Here is a 17283-nt window from a genome sequence, read left to right as displayed (position 1 = left end):
GAAAAAATGGCAGACGACATGGTTAAAGAACAGATATATACTATACCCCTCAGAGAGACAAGGAAGGTCCCTGCATGGAAAAGAGCTAGCAGGGCAGTTACTGAAGTAAGGGGTTTTCTCGTAAAGCACATGAAAACCGAATCAACGCAGGTTAAGCTGGATAAATCCATCAATGAACGTCTCTGGGAAAAAGGCTGTGAAAAGCCACCTCTCTCAATCAGGGTACGGGCTGTGAAATTTGCAGATGGTGAAGTACAGGCAGAACTTGCCCAGTAAATATACCAGAGAAAGCGAAAAGTCAAAGAATATGATACGAACAGTGGATATCTACGATACCCCGATCATCGGGGTCTTTGCAACCTGTACCGAAGATATTGTTCTCGTTCCCCCTCTGACAAATCCAGAGGTATGCGCTATACTCGAAGAGGTGCTGGATGTAAGGGTCATCGAAACTCTTATAAATGGAAGCATTGTAGTGGGAGCCCTTTCCAGGGGCAACTCAAATGGTTTTCTGCTTCCATACGGATCCAGTGCCGAAGAGATGCAGAGACTCACCGGGGTTCCCGTGGGAGTCCTTCCGGACAGGCTGAATGCAGTAGGAAACATTGTGCTTGCAAACGATTCCGCAGCCCTTGTGCACCCAGACCTGTCAGATAGAGCTCTGAAAGCCATTGCCGGAACCCTTAAGGTAGATGTTTACAGGGGAACAATTGCCGGGATTAAAAATGTAGGGATGGCAGGAGCCGTAACAAATAAAGGGCTTCTGGTACACCCAAAAGTAACAACTTTAGAAAGAGAATCTCTGGAAAAGATCTTCGGACTTCCGGTAAACATAGGGACTACTAACTTCGGAACCCAGATGCTTGGCTCAGGTCTGCTCGCGAACTCAAAGAACTTTGTAGCAGGCTCCGAAACAACAGGGCCAGAACTCGGGAGAATTGAAGAAGCCCTTGGGTTCCTGGAATGAGCATCATATCATCCATCTGTTCCAGAAAAAAGTTACAGCAAGAGAGTGGTAATGATGAAGAGTTTTATTGTCAAAGGCAAATTTAAAGCAGGAAATACCTGGGAAAACTTCACAAAGAAGGTCGAAAGCCAGAACGAAAAGAATGCAACCGATAAGACGTATTCGATCTTCGGAAGCAAGCACGGCGTTAAAAGAAGCCAGGTCCAGATCGAAAGCGTAGCTGAGGAGTGAAGGATATGGCAGAAGTCAGTGAAGAGATCAGAAATCTGGCAGCCAGGCATCAGGATTTCCAGAGGCAGGCTGAAGCGCTCAGGCAGGAGATAAGCATGGTGCAGGCTTCTATTTCCAGTTGTGATCAGACCATTGTGACAATAAATGAGCTGAAAGCAGCATCCGAAACAGGCAAGACTGCGGAAACAATGGTTCCGGTAGGTTTTGGCTCTTATGTTTATGCGGAGGTCAAGAACGCAGATCGGGTCATTGTTAATCTCGGAGCGGGTTTCAGTGCAGAGGAAACTGCAGAGGAAGCTATCGAAACTCTGAACCGCCGCAAAGAGCAGCTTACGAAAATCCTTGAACAGATGAATGCTTCACTGACTAAATTTGCACAGGGAATGCAGGCCCTTGAAGCAGAAGCTGCAAAACTTCAACCTGGCCAGGCCTGAAAAAAGCCCCGGTTCAGGCACAGGTAACGGATTTGAGGAACTCAGAAACCGTAAGCGGATTTGAGGGACTCAGAAACCGTATTTAAGAATCGAATAATATCAGAATCGAATAATATCAGAATCGAATAATATCATTAACTTAAATTATTCAATCAACTCTAATTATCTAATTGATTTCAATTATTTCATTAAACTTAAATTCCTATTTTTTACTGAATTTTTCCGGGATGGATCCTGTGTTCAACAAATTTAAAGAGAAACTTGGGAGTTTTAAGAAGGCGCTCAGCAAAACGATTGATGAAAAGGCAGTAGAAGTCGAACCAGTAGTCGTTGAGCAGGCGCCTGAAAGCGAAGAAAGCCTCGAAGAGGAAATTGAACCGAGAATTGAGGAAGAGACCCTCAGGGCTGTCCAGAAAGAAGAAAGTCCCGAAGCCGAAAAGGGAACTGCTTCTCCAGGTATTGCCCATATTCCAATAGAAGATCTGAAGAAAGCTGAATACAGGAAAAGGCTTGAAGACAGAAGGAAGGCAGGAGAAAAAAAAGTAGAGGAAGAAAAGCCTCCTGAAGAGAAAAAGTCTTTTTTTAAAAAGGTCGTCCCGAAAGTCGGATTTGCTCAGAAAGCTAAAGCCCTCGTGTTTAACAGGGAAGTATATCTGGACGATAAAGACCTGGAAGAACCTCTTTGGGAGCTTGAAATGGGTCTTCTGGAAAGTGACCTTGCTCTCTCAGTTTCCGAGGCTATTGTCGAGTCCGTGAAAAGCCAGCTCACAGGCACTACAAAACGGATTGGAAGCAATACCGGGGAGATAGTTGAAACAGCCTTGAGGAAATCAATCCTTGATGTTGTGTCTGCCAATACCTTTGATTTTGATGATTACGTAAAAAACAAGCAAAAGCCGGTTCATATTGTTTTTGTAGGGATTAACGGAACCGGAAAAACAACATCCATCTCAAAGATGACACACAGGCTGCTTAAATCTGATTATTCCGTAGTCCTTGCTGCAGGGGACACCTTCAGGGCAGGTGCTATTGACCAGCTTGGGATTCATGCAAGCAGACTTGGGGTAAAGATGATAAAGCATCAGGCCGGAGCCGATCCTGCAGCCGTCATTTATGACGCTGTACAGTATGCAAAAGCACATAAAATCGATTTTGTGCTCTCTGACACGGCAGGCCGCATGCACACTAACATGAACCTTATGGCACAGATGGAGAAGATCTGCAGGGTAAGTTCTCCGGACCTTATTATCTTCGTGGACGAAGCCGTGGCCGGAAACGATGCGGTAGAAAGGGCTGCCCAGTTTAATGAGGCTGTCCCGATTGACGGGTCCATTCTTACAAAAATCGATGCCGATGCCAAAGGAGGAGCTGCCATATCCATTGCTTACATTACAGGCAAACCGATTCTCTTTTTCGGTGTAGGACAGGGATATGAAGATCTTAAAAAGTTCGATCCCGAATGGTTTGTGGACCAGCTTTTCAACCAGTAAGCATCAAGCAGCAGGCTAATCAGAGAACTAAAGAATTTCCGGAAGAGAAAGAGCACACTTATGTTTACAGTTTAGACTGTTTTCCGAGAATTCAACTGCAAAATTGGGTATTTTTAAGGCTCTTCAGGGATTATAACCCAGGCTATAATATAGCCAGCTATTCCAATCCCTTGAAGGGAAAGGAACACCCATAAAAGCCTTATAAGCGTAGGGTCTACATCAAGGTATTCACCTATACCCCCGCATACTCCAGCAATAATCCTGTTCTTCTTTGACCTGTATAGTTTCTTCATATGACTACCTCTACTTCAGGGAAACATTCTAAGTTCCCTGAAAAATATCCAGTCCTCTAATTATATCGAGTTTTATCTAATTTTTCCACTTATAATATATTATTTATATAAGATTTATAAGTGACTCTCCAATAAATGACTCTCCAATTTTTGGAGTTTGTCAAAATTCCCCGAAATTTCAGGCTTTGAACTTGGTCTATGAATCAGAACTGAATTTTTTCTCAGATACTTACCCATTCACTCATTATCTCTTCAGAGAACAGGTTTTCCCCGATAGCCCTCACATACACCCTGAATGTCTTGCCTCCGGGAACTCTAAGCCCTTTTGCAACAAACTGGTAAGCTTCTTCAGGTTCGACATTTACAGGATCGCTTTCTATCTGGTCCCATGCCCAGCTTTCATCATCAGCCTGAAGGGCAACATAAATAGTGGTATTTTCAGCTATTTCGGACCCCACATTTCTCAGAGTAACGTTAACGTCCACTATCCCTTCTTTTTTTGAATACTCGCACTGAGCCTTGAAATCAAGATTAACAAGAGGTCTTCTATACACAGGGATGACCTGAACTGGCTCATCTTTATACTCCTCAGGCATCTCCCCTACCTGCCAGTTGCTTCCTGTAGTCTCCAGATAGTAGTAATGATTGTTAGTATATTCGAAACTTCTGCCTTTTGTTTTAGGATCACATTTTATTCCGAGTGCCATATGCTCCGGGAGTCTGAGAAGGACAACATCATAACCCATCTCCTGCAGGATTGCTACGGAAAGGACAGAGGTATCCTCACAGTCCCCTCCGTTATCATAAAGGGTCTCATAAGGAAACCGGGGGTACTGGTCATATCCGGAACTTGCAAAGTCTGAAGTGTAGTTCAGGGACTGGACAAAAGAAACACAAAGCCCGGGAACCTTGTTTTCTTCAAGCCCATACTCTTTTGAAAGGGAAAGAAGGGTATCTGCAATATTTTTTATCAAACGGTCATCGTACGGGTCAGAAGCAAAAAGGTCATATTCCCTTTTGCGCGTCCTTGACTTATACGCGTCATAAAGTTTATCGTCAAGAAGTAAAGTAAGGCTCCATCTGTAGCCTTCATAGTTCCATAAGTAAGTTCGGGAAGATTTCCCCGGAGCTACGGATTCTTCCGCGACCAGGCTGCTGGAAGATCCGACATTCTTATTTTCTGCCCCCTGCTGGTTATTCTGTATCCCTTTATTGCCAGAATCCCCGGAGATCTCAGAAAAAGGCCAGAAGAAATAAACCCCGACCAGATAAACGAGTAAAAAAAGAGAAATTAGTTTAATTCTAGCTTTCATGATTAACGTCCATCCTGAAATACCTTATTAATAAAACCTCATTTCCAGAGATCATCTCTTAAGTGAGATTCTATAGGATTCAGTTCCATCAAGTCTTCAGGATACGGTTCGAAAAAGGTCTGATGCATAAGGTAGTCGTTCCCAAACCGTACAATCCAGGACCTGATTGTATTTATTGCAGGACAAAAGGATGCCTTTCCTTCCCTGTACTTCTGAACCCAGTCTAAAAACAGGGCCTTCTCACGGCTCAAAAGTTCATCCGAAAAATACCCGAATGCGTGCATTAACACATTGATGTTTGAGGTGTATCTGGGAGCACTGGAGAGAGCTTTGTACAGGTGTTCCTCATATTCGGAAGCTAGCTGTTCGAAGGGTGTGCCTTCTCTATTTGCGGCAATCCCCCCTAATTTACTGAGCTCTACCTGGCTGTAAGCCATTAGAAGTAACTTGTTCTCCTTATGGAAGCTTATTAGATCTTTAACACTACCTTCAGCCTTTACTTTTCGAAAAGTAGCAAATGTGAAAAGTTTTGTGAGAAAGTGTTCTTTTATCCGTACATTCCGGAGCCTGCCTTCATCCTCAATAGGGAGGAGAGGATATCTTTCCAGAACTGCGCCCCCGAAGTACCCTGAAGTTTTCCCAATTGACCCTCTTCCCTCTGCAGAGGAGTAAATCTTCACGTCCTTGAACCCACAGGAGGGAGACCTGAATTTCAGGATAAAACCGTCCACATATTCTATAGAGTCAAGGAAACGGGCGCAAAAAGATTTCATATCCTCGGTGACATCCTTCCCACTGGAGGGTTGAACAAGCCTGTGTTCTCCTCTGTCAAGGACTATTCTCACCGGCTTTCTCGGAACTCCTAGCCCGATCTCTACTTCTGCACAGACAGGCAAAAAATCAACATACTCCTTAAGTTTTGCCACAACAGGACTGCTAATCATATCTCCGTTATATCGGCAGTGGTCGAATTCAAGACAACTGCTGACAACAACCTTTGGCCTGGAAAACTCTCTCATTTAACCCCCATATAAAAAGGAGTTGCTTGAATAAATTATTTTTCAGACAAAAAAAGGCATGAGACGTATTCAGGAGACAAACGAAACTATTATAAAAAAAGGTTATAAATGCAGTATTTCCAGAAAAAAGAGATATTCTGCCATTATTAGTAAGAGATATATAGCAACGAAAATAATAGTAAGGTAGTTTTTGGGGACGATTAAGGGAGCAGATAGTGCATATCAAGATTCAGTATCAATAACCTGAAGTCGTGCTCTAGATAATGGAAACATATTGCAGTCTTAATATGAGGTGAAAACATCACAGAAACAGAACCCGAACAGATACGTATGCCTCTCATTGGAGATGATGCCCCTTCATTTACCGCAGTGACCACACAGGGAACGATCAATTTCCCCGAGGACTATAAAGGAAAATGGGTAATCCTGTTCAGTCACCCTGCAGACTTCACGCCCGTATGCACTACAGAATTCATGACCTTTGCCAGTATGCAGGAAGAATTCAGGGAAATGAACACAGAACTTATAGGACTCTCCATAGACAGCGTCTTTTCCCATATTGCCTGGCTTAAGCGAATAGAAGAGAAAATCGAATATAAAGGGATGAAGAATCTCGAGATAAAATTCCCGGTGATAGAAGACCTGAAGATGGATGTCGCGAAAAAATATGGCATGATCCAGCCAAAAACCTCGACCACCCAGGCTGTAAGAGCCGTATTTATTATTGATCCGGAGGCAAAAATCAGGACAATACTCTACTATCCACAGTCAACCGGAAGGAATATGCAGGAGATCAAGAGGATCGTGATCGCACTGCAGAAAAATACAGCAGAAAAAGTTGCAACCCCTGCGAACTGGCAGCCAGGAGAAGACGTTATTATTCCGCCTCCAAATACGATGGAAGCAGTAAAAGAAAGGCTTGGAAAAACAGAAGAAGGCAAGTGCTGCCTTGATTGGTTTATATGCCTGAAAAAAGATAGCAAAAAGTAAGTTAAAAATAATAAATCTCATTATTTTCCTTTTTTCAAGAGTAATCTCGCAGAGAATAAGAGATTAGGCGAAGATAAAAATAGAATAAATTTGAAGAGGAACCTCTTACCCCCATAAGAGATTCCCCAATGGTGAACGAAGAAGGTCCAAAACTCCGTTTCACCATAATTTATCGCAATTTATTATTCATAAAACCTCAGCATGAAAAACTTGAATATTTAGTTCAGACGTAGTTGATCTTTTGCTCATTTTAGTTTTCAAGTAACCGTGATTTTCTAACTTGATTATCTCAGTTCGCTGACGAATGTTGTTATAACTGACTAACGTCGCTATTAATGGGAAAATTTGTAACCCTGGAGAACCTGCATAGAACTCTACAGGGTTTGAATGATTATATAACTGAATGTTTATATAACTGAAAACTGGACATGGATAGGAAGTATGACCCCCGTTAACCCCAATCTTTCATGTTCAGCCTGATTTGTTCAGCCTGATTATTAGATATAGACAATATTGAATACACTGATATATAATATTTACGGATATTTAACATAAATGATCATTAACTATTAATGAAAAATTAAATTCAATAAGCAAGAAAAAGGTTAAAAGGTAGAAAAAAAGAATGGATTTACCCTAAACCGAATTTTATCGGGATAAATTTACGTTTTGAAAACCTATAAAAAAAATGAATAATAGAAAATAAGAGAAGGAAGGAAAGAATCGGAGTTTATTTTTTCCCAAGTTCCTTTGAGCGTTCACTTGCCTTTATAACGGCATTCATAAAGGCAGCCCTGATTCCGGCTTCTTCAAGAGCGTGAATCCCCTGAATGGTAGTTCCGGCAGGAGATGTAACCATATCTTTGAGTTCTCCGGGGTGCATGCCTGTTTCAAGCGCCATTTTTGCGGCTCCAAGTACAGTCTGGGCTGCAAGAGTAAGGGCACTCTTTCTATCCATCCCCTCAAGGACAGCCCCATCAGCCATTGCTTCAATAACCGGGAAAATGAACGCAGGTCCGCTTCCCGAAAGCCCTGTTACTGCATCCATAAGAGATTCCGGCACCTGGACTGCTGTGCCGACCGCAGAAAAGATCTCAAGGGCAACTTTCAGGTCTTCGGGAGTAGCATTCTTTCCAAGGGAAATCCCTGAAGCAGCTTCAGAAACTGTCGCTGCTATGTTTGGCATCACGCGCACAACCCTTGTACCTTCAAGAAGAGCATCTTCATAGGTAGAAAGAGGCACTCCTGCAGCAATTGATATCAAGAGTTTTTCTGAAGTAATCTCATTCCTCAGATTTGCGAGCACCGAGCCCAGTGTCTGGGGTTTTACTGCAAGGATAAGAATGTCCGATTCCCGGACGATAACAGTGTTTTCAGTTGACACCCGGATACCCAGATTTGCCTGCAGCTCTTTCAAAAAGGGCTCGTATACATCACTTGCACCGATATTTTCAGGCTTTACGATTCCAGCTTTAATGATGCCTTTCATGAGAGCAGAGCCCATTTTCCCTGCCCCGATGAATCCTATTTTTTGATCTGTCATATATGAAATCTCCTCATGATCGATAATAATAGTTTCCAGGGCCAGAAGAGGCCCATTAAATCTTCCTGAGTCTGGTGGGTTTAGTTAAACTCTTCCAGTATGCCGATATTTTCTTTCTTTATAACATTATTATAATTACTATAGCCCAGGATATTTTCAATCTGATTTGTCTGGGCTCCTTTTATTTTGATAAGTTCTTCAGAGGTATAGTCCGTAATTCCTTTTGCAAAGACCCTGCCTTCACACTCGAGCTTCACGACGTCTCCCCTGTCAAAAGTTCCCTCAATATCCACAATGCCTGCCGGAAGGAGACTGTTTTTTCCCAGAACTGCAACTTTCGCTCCGACGTCCACACGAACAGTACCTGAAGCCCTGGAAAGAATAATCCAGCGGGCACGGTTTTTCTGAATATGCCTCTCAGCAAGGAAAAGAGTTCCGATCTCTTCTCCAGAAAGAATCTTCAGGATAACATCCTCTATATCACTGTTTGCGATTACTACATAGCAGCCTGCCATGCTACAGATCTTTGCAGCTTTTATCTTGGTCCGCATTCCCCCTACACCCTTGAAGCTTGTAGGGTCTCCCCCGTAGCTCTCGATTTCGGGTGTGATATTTTTTACAAGAGTCAGCAGTCTCGCATCACTATGTGTTTTTGGGTTCCTGTCAAAGAGACCGTCAATATCTGAAAGGATGATCAGGATGTCGGCATCAATTTTGCTTGCAACCATTGCAGAGAGTTTGTCATTGTCCCCGAAGATTGCCTCAATCTCGTTTGTACAGGTACAGTCGTTTTCGTTTATTATCGGGACGACCCCATACTCCAAAAGGGTCGAAATGCTGTTTCTCAGGTTAAGGTAGGTTACGCGATCGGAATAGAATTCGTAGGTCAGAAGTATCTGGGCTACTTTCATCCCGTACCTGGAAAAAGCCCTGATCCAGTCCTGCATCAGTATACTCTGCCCTACAGCTGCAGCGGCCTGCCTTATAGGGATCTCACGGGGTTTAGGGTCTATGCCCAGCTCGTTAAGCCCGACACCTATCGCTCCCGAACTTACAAGGATTACTTCATTTCCCTGTTTTCGAAGCTCGGATACCTGAGCTGCGATTCTTTCCATGAAGAACGGGTCAATGTTGCAGTTTTCCCTTGTATGATCGCAGCCTTTTCTGGTGAGCGAAGAAGTTCCAATCTTAATAACGATTTTATTAACATCACGAAAGAATTGTTTTCTATCTGTCAATGGAAGTGCCTCTTAAGTTTATTTGGAAAATGGCTGCAGATAATCTCAGCTGCAGTCAGGATTTCCGATTTTTGCACTTAACCTGCGCTGGTATTTCAATTCAAATATATAAATATATCATAAATATTCTAGAATGTATTAATTCACATCCTTAAACTTAAGATCAAGCTTCCTGTGAGTATAGGGTTTTGCGTTTTCTCCAGCATAGTCGGCAACAACCTGCCCTTTACCCATAAGAATATACTTGTAAATAAGCAGCCCTTCCATGCCAACAGGTCCACGGGAGTGAATCTTGTTCGTACTGATTCCAACTTCAGCACCTTTCCCATAACGGTAGCCGTCCGCAAAACGGGTTGAGGCATTCACCATAACACTTGAAGAGTCAACAAGCCCTATGAACTCTTTTCTCTGGAAAGCATTTTCCGTGATTATTCCATCGGTGTGATGGGAACCAAATGTGTTTATATGGCCAATTGCTTCCTTTATGGTATCTACGAGTTTTATTGAAAGGATAAGGTCGTTATATTCGAGGCCCCAGTCTTCTTCGGTAGCCTTTGAAAGGGTAGAAAGCCTCTTTTTTACAAGCAGGGAATAGCTGTCCTCATCACAGCGCAGTTCCACTCCTGCACCAATATACATTTCTGCCATCTTAGGCAGGAAAACTTCTGCAATCCTGCGGTTTACAAGGAGAGTTTCAATGGCGTTGCATACCGCAGGGTACTGGACTTTAGAATCAAAACAGACTTTCCAGGCTGTGTCCAGATCTGCAAATTCGTCCACATAGATATGACAGATCCCGCTTGTGTGTCCGAGTACCGGGATTTTTGTATTATCTTGAATGAACTTGACAAACTCATTGGAGCCTCTGGGGATCAGGAGGTCGACATAAGCATCAAGGCTTAGAAGGCTCATGATCTCTTCTCTGGTTTCCATTAGCTGGAAGGCTCCTTTCGGCATTCCCTCGGTGGATTCGATGGCTTTTACAAGAATTTCGAAAATTGTGCGGTTTGATTCCCTGGCTTCACTTCCGCCTTTAAAAATTGTTGCATTTCCGCTCTTCAGACAAAGAGACATTACCTGAGGCACTACGTCAGGTCGGGATTCAAAAATTACTCCTATTAGCCCTATAGGACAGCTAACCTGATAGAGGATAAGATCATTATCCAGCTCGAGTGTGGAAAGAGTGTCCCCTACAGGGTCTTTGAGCCTAATTACATCCCTGATTCCTGCGATCATCCCGTCAACCTTTGAATCAGTGACCTTAAGCCGGTCAACAAGAGCCTGAGTGAGCTTCCCGGCTTTTTTTAGTCCGGCTGCATATTCAAGGTCCTTTAAATTTGCCTCGATGATAGTTTTTCTTTCCCTATCCAGGGCTTCTGCCATAGCTTCGAGAGCCCTATTTTTGATCTCTTCGCTTACATCGGAAAGCTCAATTGAAGCTTTTTTTGCCTTAATCACTTTCGTTTCAATATCTTCAGCCATATATTCACCGTCTTTATGTAAACCCTGAATGCTTCAACCGGATAGGCTGGTAACAGGCTCTTAAACAGAATCCGATTTATTAAACCAAACTTACCGGGTCAAAGGTCTACTTAAAATGTAATTAATGAGATTATAAGAGAAAGAACTCGGTCCACAGAATATTTGAGTTTTTTCATGCACGGAGATGAAAAAAGAACCCAGAGAGTCCTATGATAAATATTTTTGTATGCCGTTTCGGTATATGATATGGCAAGGTTCTAAATAAAAGATACCATTTAGCAAAGCAATTTTTGGCTCATATGATAGAATCAAGTAGTTAAGTTTATATTAATACTATTTTATTTAATAAAAAATAATATTTAGATAGAGAATAAAAATCCGCTTGAAGCTGGAATATTCCCCGACTTCATAATTAGCCCGGAAAAATATCTCCATTTATGCTGAAACAGAAAAATTAAAAGATGTAGTTTACAGGATCAACAAGAGAATATTATATTATTAAAAGTAAAAAAATCATTTATTAAAAACTCAACTAAATAGGATTTAAGATAAAGTTCTCCTGTTAGTAAAATATTATTTCAAAACGAATATATATACGATGCATATAACTATAGAATATGCGACTTTATTTCACGGAAGCGCATACGAAATCTTGAAAAAAGAAATTGTGGAATCCCCTGTAATTTTTGAGCATATTCTGCATAATAAAAAAGGCGGACAAAATAATACGACCCCGGAACTGGTCATTTTTAACATTATTGATGTAATGAGGATGCCGCATTAGCCCGGAAAGTCATGGTCGTCCACTAAGCCTTTTCATACACAAAGTTTATTATAGGGGTAGATCCATATCGAAATGGGGATAACTCTGTAGATTGGTGGTGTGTAAAAAATGAAATCATTCGCGTTAGTCCGGGCAGACGACTCGGATAAAGTAAAAATAGCATTACATGACCTAGAACGATACGGACATATTCAATTTTCAGCGACTCCAAAATGTATAGAACCTAACTATGCTGATGAACTTCTTGTAAGTGTGATGGGCGTATCACTCAAGTCAAAATGCAACTCTGCAGCCCTTGTGGAGTTAAATAACCACGCTGGAGCGGCTATTAGCAGGTTGAAGAAGATTCACCCCCCTGCACATATAATTATTATCAGTCCAAGGCATAAAATGTTTGAAGAGCTGGCTGGCAAGTTTTTAAAATATCCGGAATTTGACAGAACATTTAATCACCAAAAAAATCCACAAAGTATGGATATGATTCAGGAGAAAGGAGAATCATCCAATCCGATGCATAAAGAATAAAAGGTTCTCTTTTTCAGGCTAGAGCAAATATTAATTTATTTTATATTTTTACTCTTGTTCTATTTTTCAGAAATATGTTAAGAAAAAGAGAACTCTCTTATTTAGATCCTGACTTTTAGATAGTGACTTTTAGATAGTGACTTTTAGATAGCTGACTTTTAGCATAATTTTTGTTCAGATTTTTCTTCTTGCAATATCCCTTTGAGATCAGTTTATACTTCTGGAATCTGCAGGTGGTCTATTAGTTTCGAGTCTCATGTTTCGTATTCCGGATCTAAAGATGAGCCTGTCTTTGACCTTAGCTTGGAAACGTAAGTATACAGGCTTTCCACATCTTTAATTTCTTTTTGTGTTATTAACTTCAGTTTTTTCCGGATCTGGAGTTCAGGCTTTATTCCGAAGTTACCAAAGTATTCAGAAAGTTTGACAGCAAGCAGGTCACCTCTCCGATCCCAGTCCGTGAGTATGATAACTTCGCAACCGAGTTTAGCTATTCTTTCAGAAAAATTAAAAAGAGGGTGACGGGTTGCAAGCTCAAAGTTACCTTCAATGCCAAGCCGTTTCATGGAAAGAATATCTCTTTTTCCCTCAACAATAATCACTGCTCCCCTTTCAGAATGTTCTGAAAGTTCTGAGAGTAGCCCTTCAATTCTTTCCAGCCTTTTTCTGTAAATTTCAAGATCAGTCACGTTATTCTGCAACCTTTTTCATTAAACAGGGGATATAAGTTTGAAATCATTTCCTTAAATCCTGTTTTCACTCTTTTAAATGGGTTCCCAAAACCAGAACTGCCCGTTGATAGGAAACCCCTTTAATCAGTAAAGATTTTTTGCTGCTTGTAGTTCCACTATTTATCAGGATATCTGAACTGCTGATACCAAAGAGTTCGGCAAGGCTTTCAATAAGTTGTTCATTTGCCTTTCCTTTCTGGGCATTTTTAGTCAGTTTCACTTCAATTCTCCTGCGCCATTCATTATAACCGCTGGGAACAGAAAGCAATCTGGAACCCGGGGTAACTTCGATATCAATTATAATACCGGAATCCAGAGCTTTTATTGCCTCTTCGAAGGACATATGTATCATCATTTAGAAGTTATATATGTGAACTACCCCTAAGCTAAAGACTTGGCGGCTTCTCATTTCATAGAAGACCATCGATATCTCCATGAGCGTTGTAGGATTTACGCAGTTGAATTTAATACCACGAGCGAGAAAGACTTAACTGAATAAACTTAAATAATGTTGACGAGTCCGCATGTGCATGATTTTTCAATTCAAGTGCGTAAGTACTACGTTAATTCGGGCTATACCATCCCTACTGAGTTCTGTCCATTCGTCCGTTTAGGCTTTACATGAATACGAACTTGGTACAGTGGATTTATTCAAGACCTATCGAGCCTGATGACAAACTTTTGGAAAAAGGTTGCTTGGTTTTCACATGCCTTAATCTAATATAATATTAGACGATGGTACATATGAAGGCAACGAATATCAAAAGGCAACGAATATCAAAAATAATGTTGAAGAAGTTGACGCTTATATCCCATGAAATTAAGATTTCATGGGTTTTACACTTCTTCCTATAAATGAGTAACTGGATTCCCGACAATTACTGTATTTATAAAACAATACGTATAAATAATTATGTTACTGTTGTTTTGTAGAAGTTGACGGCTTTCATCCCTCACCTGCCAGCCTTCAGCTGTCGAGGAAGAGGATTTCTCGCCTTAGAGTTAAAAAAGATTTATATAGAATAGTGCTGTAGCCCGGACGCACTAACTCCGAAAGCTCATCCTCTGGTTTTCCGCAGTCCCTTTCAGTTACCCTCGTGCCGAGCAGTGTCACACTATCGATGTATCACATTGGGGTTGTCTGTACACTCATAGTTAGGATTTTCCATTATCTCATGCAAGGACCTATACAATGCGACTGATGGTTATATATATATACTAACTTATAAATATGCCGGTAAAAAGAACCTCTTCATGTGCATATTCATCATATGAATATTCTTCATGTACATATTCATCATATGAATATTCTTCATGTACATATTCATCATATGAATATATCTGTAGGAAGCCGCTTAAAAAATAGGAAAAATGTCCTGGCATGTCCGAAACAGAGAAAATGTCTGAGTACTGTAAAAAGGGCTTAAGGAAAAGATATATATGATGTATATGATTGGTCTTCCATAAACTGAGCACAGGCGTTTGATGAGCAGCGGAAGTGCATATATATGTACGGCACTGAACAGATAATTCCCGGAAAAATTATTGCAGGCTCTGAACTGAACCCTATAGAGGGGTACATCTGTGTTAAAAACGGGATTATCACGGAAATTGGAGAAGAGCATACATGTTCTACAAACATAATAGCGCCCTGTTTTGTCAATGCCCACACCCATCTCGGAGATTCAGTTTGCAAAGACCCACCCCTGGGAAAAACTTACGGTTTTCGGGTCAAGAGAGATCTTGACTCCCTGGTAAAGCCGCCGGATGGATTAAAACATAGGGTTCTTAGGGAGACTTCTTATAAAATACTTATCGAGTACATTAAAAAGTCTCTCCTGGATATGATTGAGACCGGAACCTGTGCTTTTGCGGATTTTAGAGAAGGAGGAGTTGTAGGAGTTGCAGCCCTGAATAAAGCTCTTGAGGGACTGGACCTGCATTCCCTTATATTTGGTAGACCTACAGAACCCCAGTTACCTCTGGAAATGGTGCTTGCCGAAGTAAGAAGGGTTTTATTGCATTCTGATGGACTTGGAATGAGTGGAGCAAATGATCTCGATATGGAACTCTTGCAGGAGATTACAGCCTGCACACGAGATCGAAAAAAGTTCTTTGCAATCCATGCAGGGGAAAAGAACAGAAATGACATTGAAAATGCCCTCTCCCTGGAGCCAGACCTGTTGGTTCATCTAACACATGCCACAAAAAAAGACCTGGATGAAGTAGCTCAGACCAAAGTTCCAGTTGTGGTCTGCCCGAGGTCAAACTTCATAACGGGGGTGGGAATGGCACCGATAGCTGAAATGCTTGAGGCTGGAATTAGGGTAGCAGCAGGGACAGATAATGTAATGTTAAACTCTGTAAATATGTTTGCTGAAATGGAATTCATGTCCAAAGTCTTTTCGATCGAGGATAGACAAGTATTTAAAATTTGCACACTTAATGGTTCTTTTGTAATGGGGCCAGACTCCACGGGTTCTATAGAAAAGGGGAATAAAGCTAATGTGATGATCCTGAATGGGAATTCAAATAATCTGGCAGGGATAAAGAACCCGATAAGTGGAATCACAAAGAGGGCGAGGCCCGATGATATATTAGCGGTACTTCATTCGTAAAGCAAATGGAGAGAGAGAGACATGACGAGCGAATTTTACCGGAACATAGTAATTGCAACAGACGGATCTGCGAATAACCAGAAGGCAATTTCTTACGGAATTGAAATTGCAAAAATCAGTGGGGCTACAGTTCACGCACTTTACGTAGTGGACACATCTTCTTTTTCGTCAATACCAATGGATACCGGATGGGAAGCAATGTACGAAATCCTGAAGAAAGAAGGGGAAAAGGCAGTCTCAGAAGTGAAAAAACAGGGAGATGCCGCAGGCGTGGATGTAAAGGAGGTACTCGAAGAAGGGCACCCAAGTAATGAGATTCTCGAGTTCGCAGAGAATAACAATGTTGACCTGATAGTTATGGGAACACTCGGAAAAACCGGACTTGACAGATTCCTTATGGGAAGTGTTGCAGAAAAGGTAGTTAGAGGCTCAACAGTTCCGGTAATGGTCGTTCGGAGTGGAGAAACAAGCTGATATTGCTATCAACTGGAAGCCTTTTGAAGAAGTATCGATAATCAAAAAATCCAAGATTCAGAGGACAACACAGGTGTAGATCATATGCCAAAAAACATCTTCATAGAAGATATCATGGTAAGGGACGTAGCATGCGCTACCCTGCCAGGTTCCAGGGACGAAGTTCTTAAAATTCTTAAGAATAAACATATCTCAGGAGTCCCGGTACTAAAAGATTCCAAAGTAGTAGGAATCGTAACCAGGACAAACCTGTTACAAAACCCTGAAGAAGAACAACTGGCCCTTCTTATGACACGAGACCCGATAACCATATCCCCTGGATCGGACCTGCAGACTGCCGCACGCCTGCTTCTGCAGCACGGTATTAGAAGACTTCCGGTCGTCGATGATGGAAAACTCGTGGGGCTTGTTACGGTTGCAGACGTTGTAGGCACAATTGCGGATATGAATATCGACATTCCTATCAAGGACTATGTGGAAAAGGAAGTAGTTGCAATCTTCAGTGATACGCCTTTGCCTGTTGTAGCCAGGATCATGGAACTTGCCGGGGTCAAGGCTGTGCCTGTTCTTGATGCTACCCTGGAACTCATAGGGATTATCTCGGACAGGGACGTTATCTCTGCAAGCGTTATTGAAGACAGCGTGGAGATGTCGGATATGTCCGCAGGCCAGGATGACGATGCCTGGACCTGGGAATCCATGAGGGATACCATGAGCATTTACTACAGCGTGTCCAGGATCAAGGTCCCCAATCTGATTGGAAGTGACATCATGATCCGGGAACCGATCACAGCTACATATATTGCATCTGTCAGCGACTGCGCAAGAAAAATGAAACGTAACCGGATCGACCAGATACCAATCATTAATTCAAACCGCAAGCTTCAGGGTCTCTTAAGAGACCATGACCTCCTGAAGCCCCTGATAGAATCGGAATAAACCAGGCTAAAATGCATGCCTGACTGAAAACAATTTTGAGCCGGGTCAGAAATAGTTCAGGTCCCTGCTCAAACCAATTTCAGTCAAAAAATAAATACAGCCCGAAAAAACGGAAAGAAAAACGAACTTAAAGTCAAATACCATGTCTATTCCAGAATTCGAATACTGGAAAGCTACTTTTATACAAAGTGCCTCTCAATTTAAGACTTTTT

Annotated in this window: 18 protein-coding genes; 10 read left to right on the top strand and 8 right to left on the bottom strand. The window is 41.8% G+C overall.

Translation table 11 applies throughout. From position 1 onward, the window contains the following. Positions 1–6 precede the first annotated feature (6 nt). The 5 genes from MSWH1_RS03010 (at position 7) to ftsY (ending at position 3122) form a co-directional block, all read left to right on the top strand. Entirely contained in the window at positions 7–276 is a 270-nt protein-coding gene (locus MSWH1_RS03010; protein ID WP_048125967.1) for a 50S ribosomal protein L31e, read from the top strand. A 31-nt stretch (positions 277–307) separates the two neighbouring features. Next, a complete protein-coding gene (locus MSWH1_RS03005) occupies positions 308–967 on the top strand; it encodes a translation initiation factor IF-6 (RefSeq protein ID WP_048130191.1) in 660 nt (219 codons plus the stop codon). A gap of 54 nt (positions 968–1021) precedes the next feature. Then, entirely contained in the window at positions 1022–1198 is a 177-nt protein-coding gene (gene rpl18a, locus MSWH1_RS03000) for a 50S ribosomal protein L18Ae (protein ID WP_369798573.1), read from the top strand. A 5-nt stretch (positions 1199–1203) separates the two neighbouring features. Next, the gene (gene pfdA / locus MSWH1_RS02995; protein ID WP_048125964.1) at positions 1204–1632 is read left to right on the top strand and encodes a prefoldin subunit alpha; all 429 of its coding nucleotides are present in this window, start codon (positions 1204–1206) and stop codon (positions 1630–1632) included. A 236-nt stretch (positions 1633–1868) separates the two neighbouring features. Continuing rightward, a complete protein-coding gene (ftsY, locus tag MSWH1_RS02990; RefSeq protein ID WP_048130190.1) occupies positions 1869–3122 on the top strand; it encodes a signal recognition particle-docking protein FtsY in 1254 nt (417 codons plus the stop codon). Between the two features lie 113 nt (positions 3123–3235). On the opposite strand, the gene MSWH1_RS02985 is transcribed toward ftsY, so the two are convergent. The 3 genes from MSWH1_RS02985 to MSWH1_RS02975 all read right to left on the bottom strand — a co-directional run bounded on the left by MSWH1_RS02985 (position 3236) and on the right by MSWH1_RS02975 (position 5747). After that, positions 3236–3415 carry a PspC domain-containing protein gene (locus MSWH1_RS02985; RefSeq protein ID WP_048125962.1) on the bottom strand — a complete coding sequence of 60 codons (180 nt, stop codon included), beginning with the start codon at positions 3413–3415 and terminating at the stop codon, positions 3236–3238. Between the two features lie 221 nt (positions 3416–3636). After that, positions 3637–4728: a hypothetical protein gene (locus tag MSWH1_RS02980; protein ID WP_048125960.1), complete on the bottom strand. Its 1092-nt coding sequence runs from the start codon at positions 4726–4728 to the stop codon at positions 3637–3639. A gap of 38 nt (positions 4729–4766) precedes the next feature. Then, a complete protein-coding gene (locus MSWH1_RS02975; protein WP_048125958.1) occupies positions 4767–5747 on the bottom strand; it encodes a DUF523 and DUF1722 domain-containing protein in 981 nt (326 codons plus the stop codon). Between the two features lie 330 nt (positions 5748–6077). Here MSWH1_RS02975 and MSWH1_RS02970 point away from each other — a divergent pair, with 330 nt between their 5' ends. Beyond that, positions 6078–6737, top strand: a complete 660-nt coding sequence (locus MSWH1_RS02970; protein WP_048125956.1) for a peroxiredoxin — start codon at positions 6078–6080, stop codon at positions 6735–6737. Between the two features lie 730 nt (positions 6738–7467). Here the strand turns inward: MSWH1_RS02970 and proC are convergent. The 3 genes from proC to MSWH1_RS02955 all read right to left on the bottom strand — a co-directional run bounded on the left by proC (position 7468) and on the right by MSWH1_RS02955 (position 11000). Then, positions 7468–8280 (bottom strand): pyrroline-5-carboxylate reductase, encoded by an 813-nt coding sequence (gene proC / locus MSWH1_RS02965; protein ID WP_048125954.1) that lies wholly within the window; start codon positions 8278–8280, stop codon positions 7468–7470. An 80-nt stretch (positions 8281–8360) separates the two neighbouring features. Continuing rightward, positions 8361–9518: a glutamate 5-kinase gene (gene proB, locus MSWH1_RS02960; protein WP_048125952.1), complete on the bottom strand. Its 1158-nt coding sequence runs from the start codon at positions 9516–9518 to the stop codon at positions 8361–8363. 138 nt (positions 9519–9656) lie between these two features. Continuing rightward, positions 9657–11000, bottom strand: a complete 1344-nt coding sequence (locus MSWH1_RS02955; RefSeq protein WP_048125950.1) for a glutamate-5-semialdehyde dehydrogenase — start codon at positions 10998–11000, stop codon at positions 9657–9659. Between the two features lie 892 nt (positions 11001–11892). On the opposite strand from MSWH1_RS02955, the gene MSWH1_RS02950 reads away from it, so the two are divergent. Continuing rightward, positions 11893–12309 (top strand): DUF356 domain-containing protein, encoded by a 417-nt coding sequence (locus MSWH1_RS02950; protein ID WP_048125948.1) that lies wholly within the window; start codon positions 11893–11895, stop codon positions 12307–12309. 254 nt (positions 12310–12563) lie between these two features. Here MSWH1_RS02950 and MSWH1_RS02945 read toward each other — a convergent pair whose 3' ends face one another. Beyond that, positions 12564–12998: a toprim domain-containing protein gene (locus MSWH1_RS02945; RefSeq protein ID WP_048125946.1), complete on the bottom strand. Its 435-nt coding sequence runs from the start codon at positions 12996–12998 to the stop codon at positions 12564–12566. Between the two features lie 67 nt (positions 12999–13065). Then, a complete protein-coding gene (locus MSWH1_RS02940; RefSeq protein WP_048130189.1) occupies positions 13066–13392 on the bottom strand; it encodes a DUF167 domain-containing protein in 327 nt (108 codons plus the stop codon). 1156 nt (positions 13393–14548) lie between these two features. Between MSWH1_RS02940 and MSWH1_RS02935 the strand changes: the two genes are divergently transcribed. The 3 genes from MSWH1_RS02935 (at position 14549) to MSWH1_RS02925 (ending at position 17071) form a co-directional block, all read left to right on the top strand. Further along, a complete protein-coding gene (locus tag MSWH1_RS02935) occupies positions 14549–15658 on the top strand; it encodes an amidohydrolase family protein (protein ID WP_048125944.1) in 1110 nt (369 codons plus the stop codon). Positions 15659–15679: 21 nt separating this feature from the next. Further along, complete coding sequence (locus tag MSWH1_RS02930) at positions 15680–16132, top strand: universal stress protein (RefSeq protein ID WP_048125943.1); 453 nt, start codon at positions 15680–15682, stop codon at positions 16130–16132. An 84-nt stretch (positions 16133–16216) separates the two neighbouring features. Then, a complete protein-coding gene (locus MSWH1_RS02925) occupies positions 16217–17071 on the top strand; it encodes a CBS domain-containing protein (RefSeq protein WP_048125941.1) in 855 nt (284 codons plus the stop codon). The last annotated feature ends 212 nt before the right edge of the window (positions 17072–17283 follow it).

It is taken from the genome of Methanosarcina sp. WH1 (assembly GCF_000970005.1).
In the GTDB taxonomy this organism is placed as follows: Archaea; Halobacteriota; Methanosarcinia; order Methanosarcinales; family Methanosarcinaceae; genus Methanosarcina.
Note: the sequence above shows the minus strand (reverse complement) of the source record. Positions and strands in the feature narration are given on the sequence as shown.

Coding starts and splice junctions, on each gene's coding strand:
- proC (WP_048125954.1), bottom strand. CDS start 8,280: ATGACAGATCAAAAAATAGGATTCATCGGGGCAGGGAAAATGGGCTCT.
- MSWH1_RS02980 (WP_048125960.1), bottom strand. CDS start 4,728: ATGAAAGCTAGAATTAAACTAATTTCTCTTTTTTTACTCGTTTATCTG.
- MSWH1_RS03005 (WP_048130191.1), top strand. CDS start 308: ATGATACGAACAGTGGATATCTACGATACCCCGATCATCGGGGTCTTT.
- MSWH1_RS02940 (WP_048130189.1), bottom strand. CDS start 13,392: ATGATACATATGTCCTTCGAAGAGGCAATAAAAGCTCTGGATTCCGGT.
- MSWH1_RS02955 (WP_048125950.1), bottom strand. CDS start 11,000: ATGGCTGAAGATATTGAAACGAAAGTGATTAAGGCAAAAAAAGCTTCA.
- MSWH1_RS02930 (WP_048125943.1), top strand. CDS start 15,680: ATGACGAGCGAATTTTACCGGAACATAGTAATTGCAACAGACGGATCT.
- MSWH1_RS02925 (WP_048125941.1), top strand. CDS start 16,217: ATGCCAAAAAACATCTTCATAGAAGATATCATGGTAAGGGACGTAGCA.
- MSWH1_RS03010 (WP_048125967.1), top strand. CDS start 7: ATGGCAGACGACATGGTTAAAGAACAGATATATACTATACCCCTCAGA.
- MSWH1_RS02970 (WP_048125956.1), top strand. CDS start 6,078: ATGCCTCTCATTGGAGATGATGCCCCTTCATTTACCGCAGTGACCACA.
- MSWH1_RS02985 (WP_048125962.1), bottom strand. CDS start 3,415: ATGAAGAAACTATACAGGTCAAAGAAGAACAGGATTATTGCTGGAGTA.
- rpl18a (WP_369798573.1), top strand. CDS start 1,022: ATGAAGAGTTTTATTGTCAAAGGCAAATTTAAAGCAGGAAATACCTGG.
- MSWH1_RS02935 (WP_048125944.1), top strand. CDS start 14,549: ATGTACGGCACTGAACAGATAATTCCCGGAAAAATTATTGCAGGCTCT.
- pfdA (WP_048125964.1), top strand. CDS start 1,204: ATGGCAGAAGTCAGTGAAGAGATCAGAAATCTGGCAGCCAGGCATCAG.
- MSWH1_RS02950 (WP_048125948.1), top strand. CDS start 11,893: ATGAAATCATTCGCGTTAGTCCGGGCAGACGACTCGGATAAAGTAAAA.
- MSWH1_RS02975 (WP_048125958.1), bottom strand. CDS start 5,747: ATGAGAGAGTTTTCCAGGCCAAAGGTTGTTGTCAGCAGTTGTCTTGAA.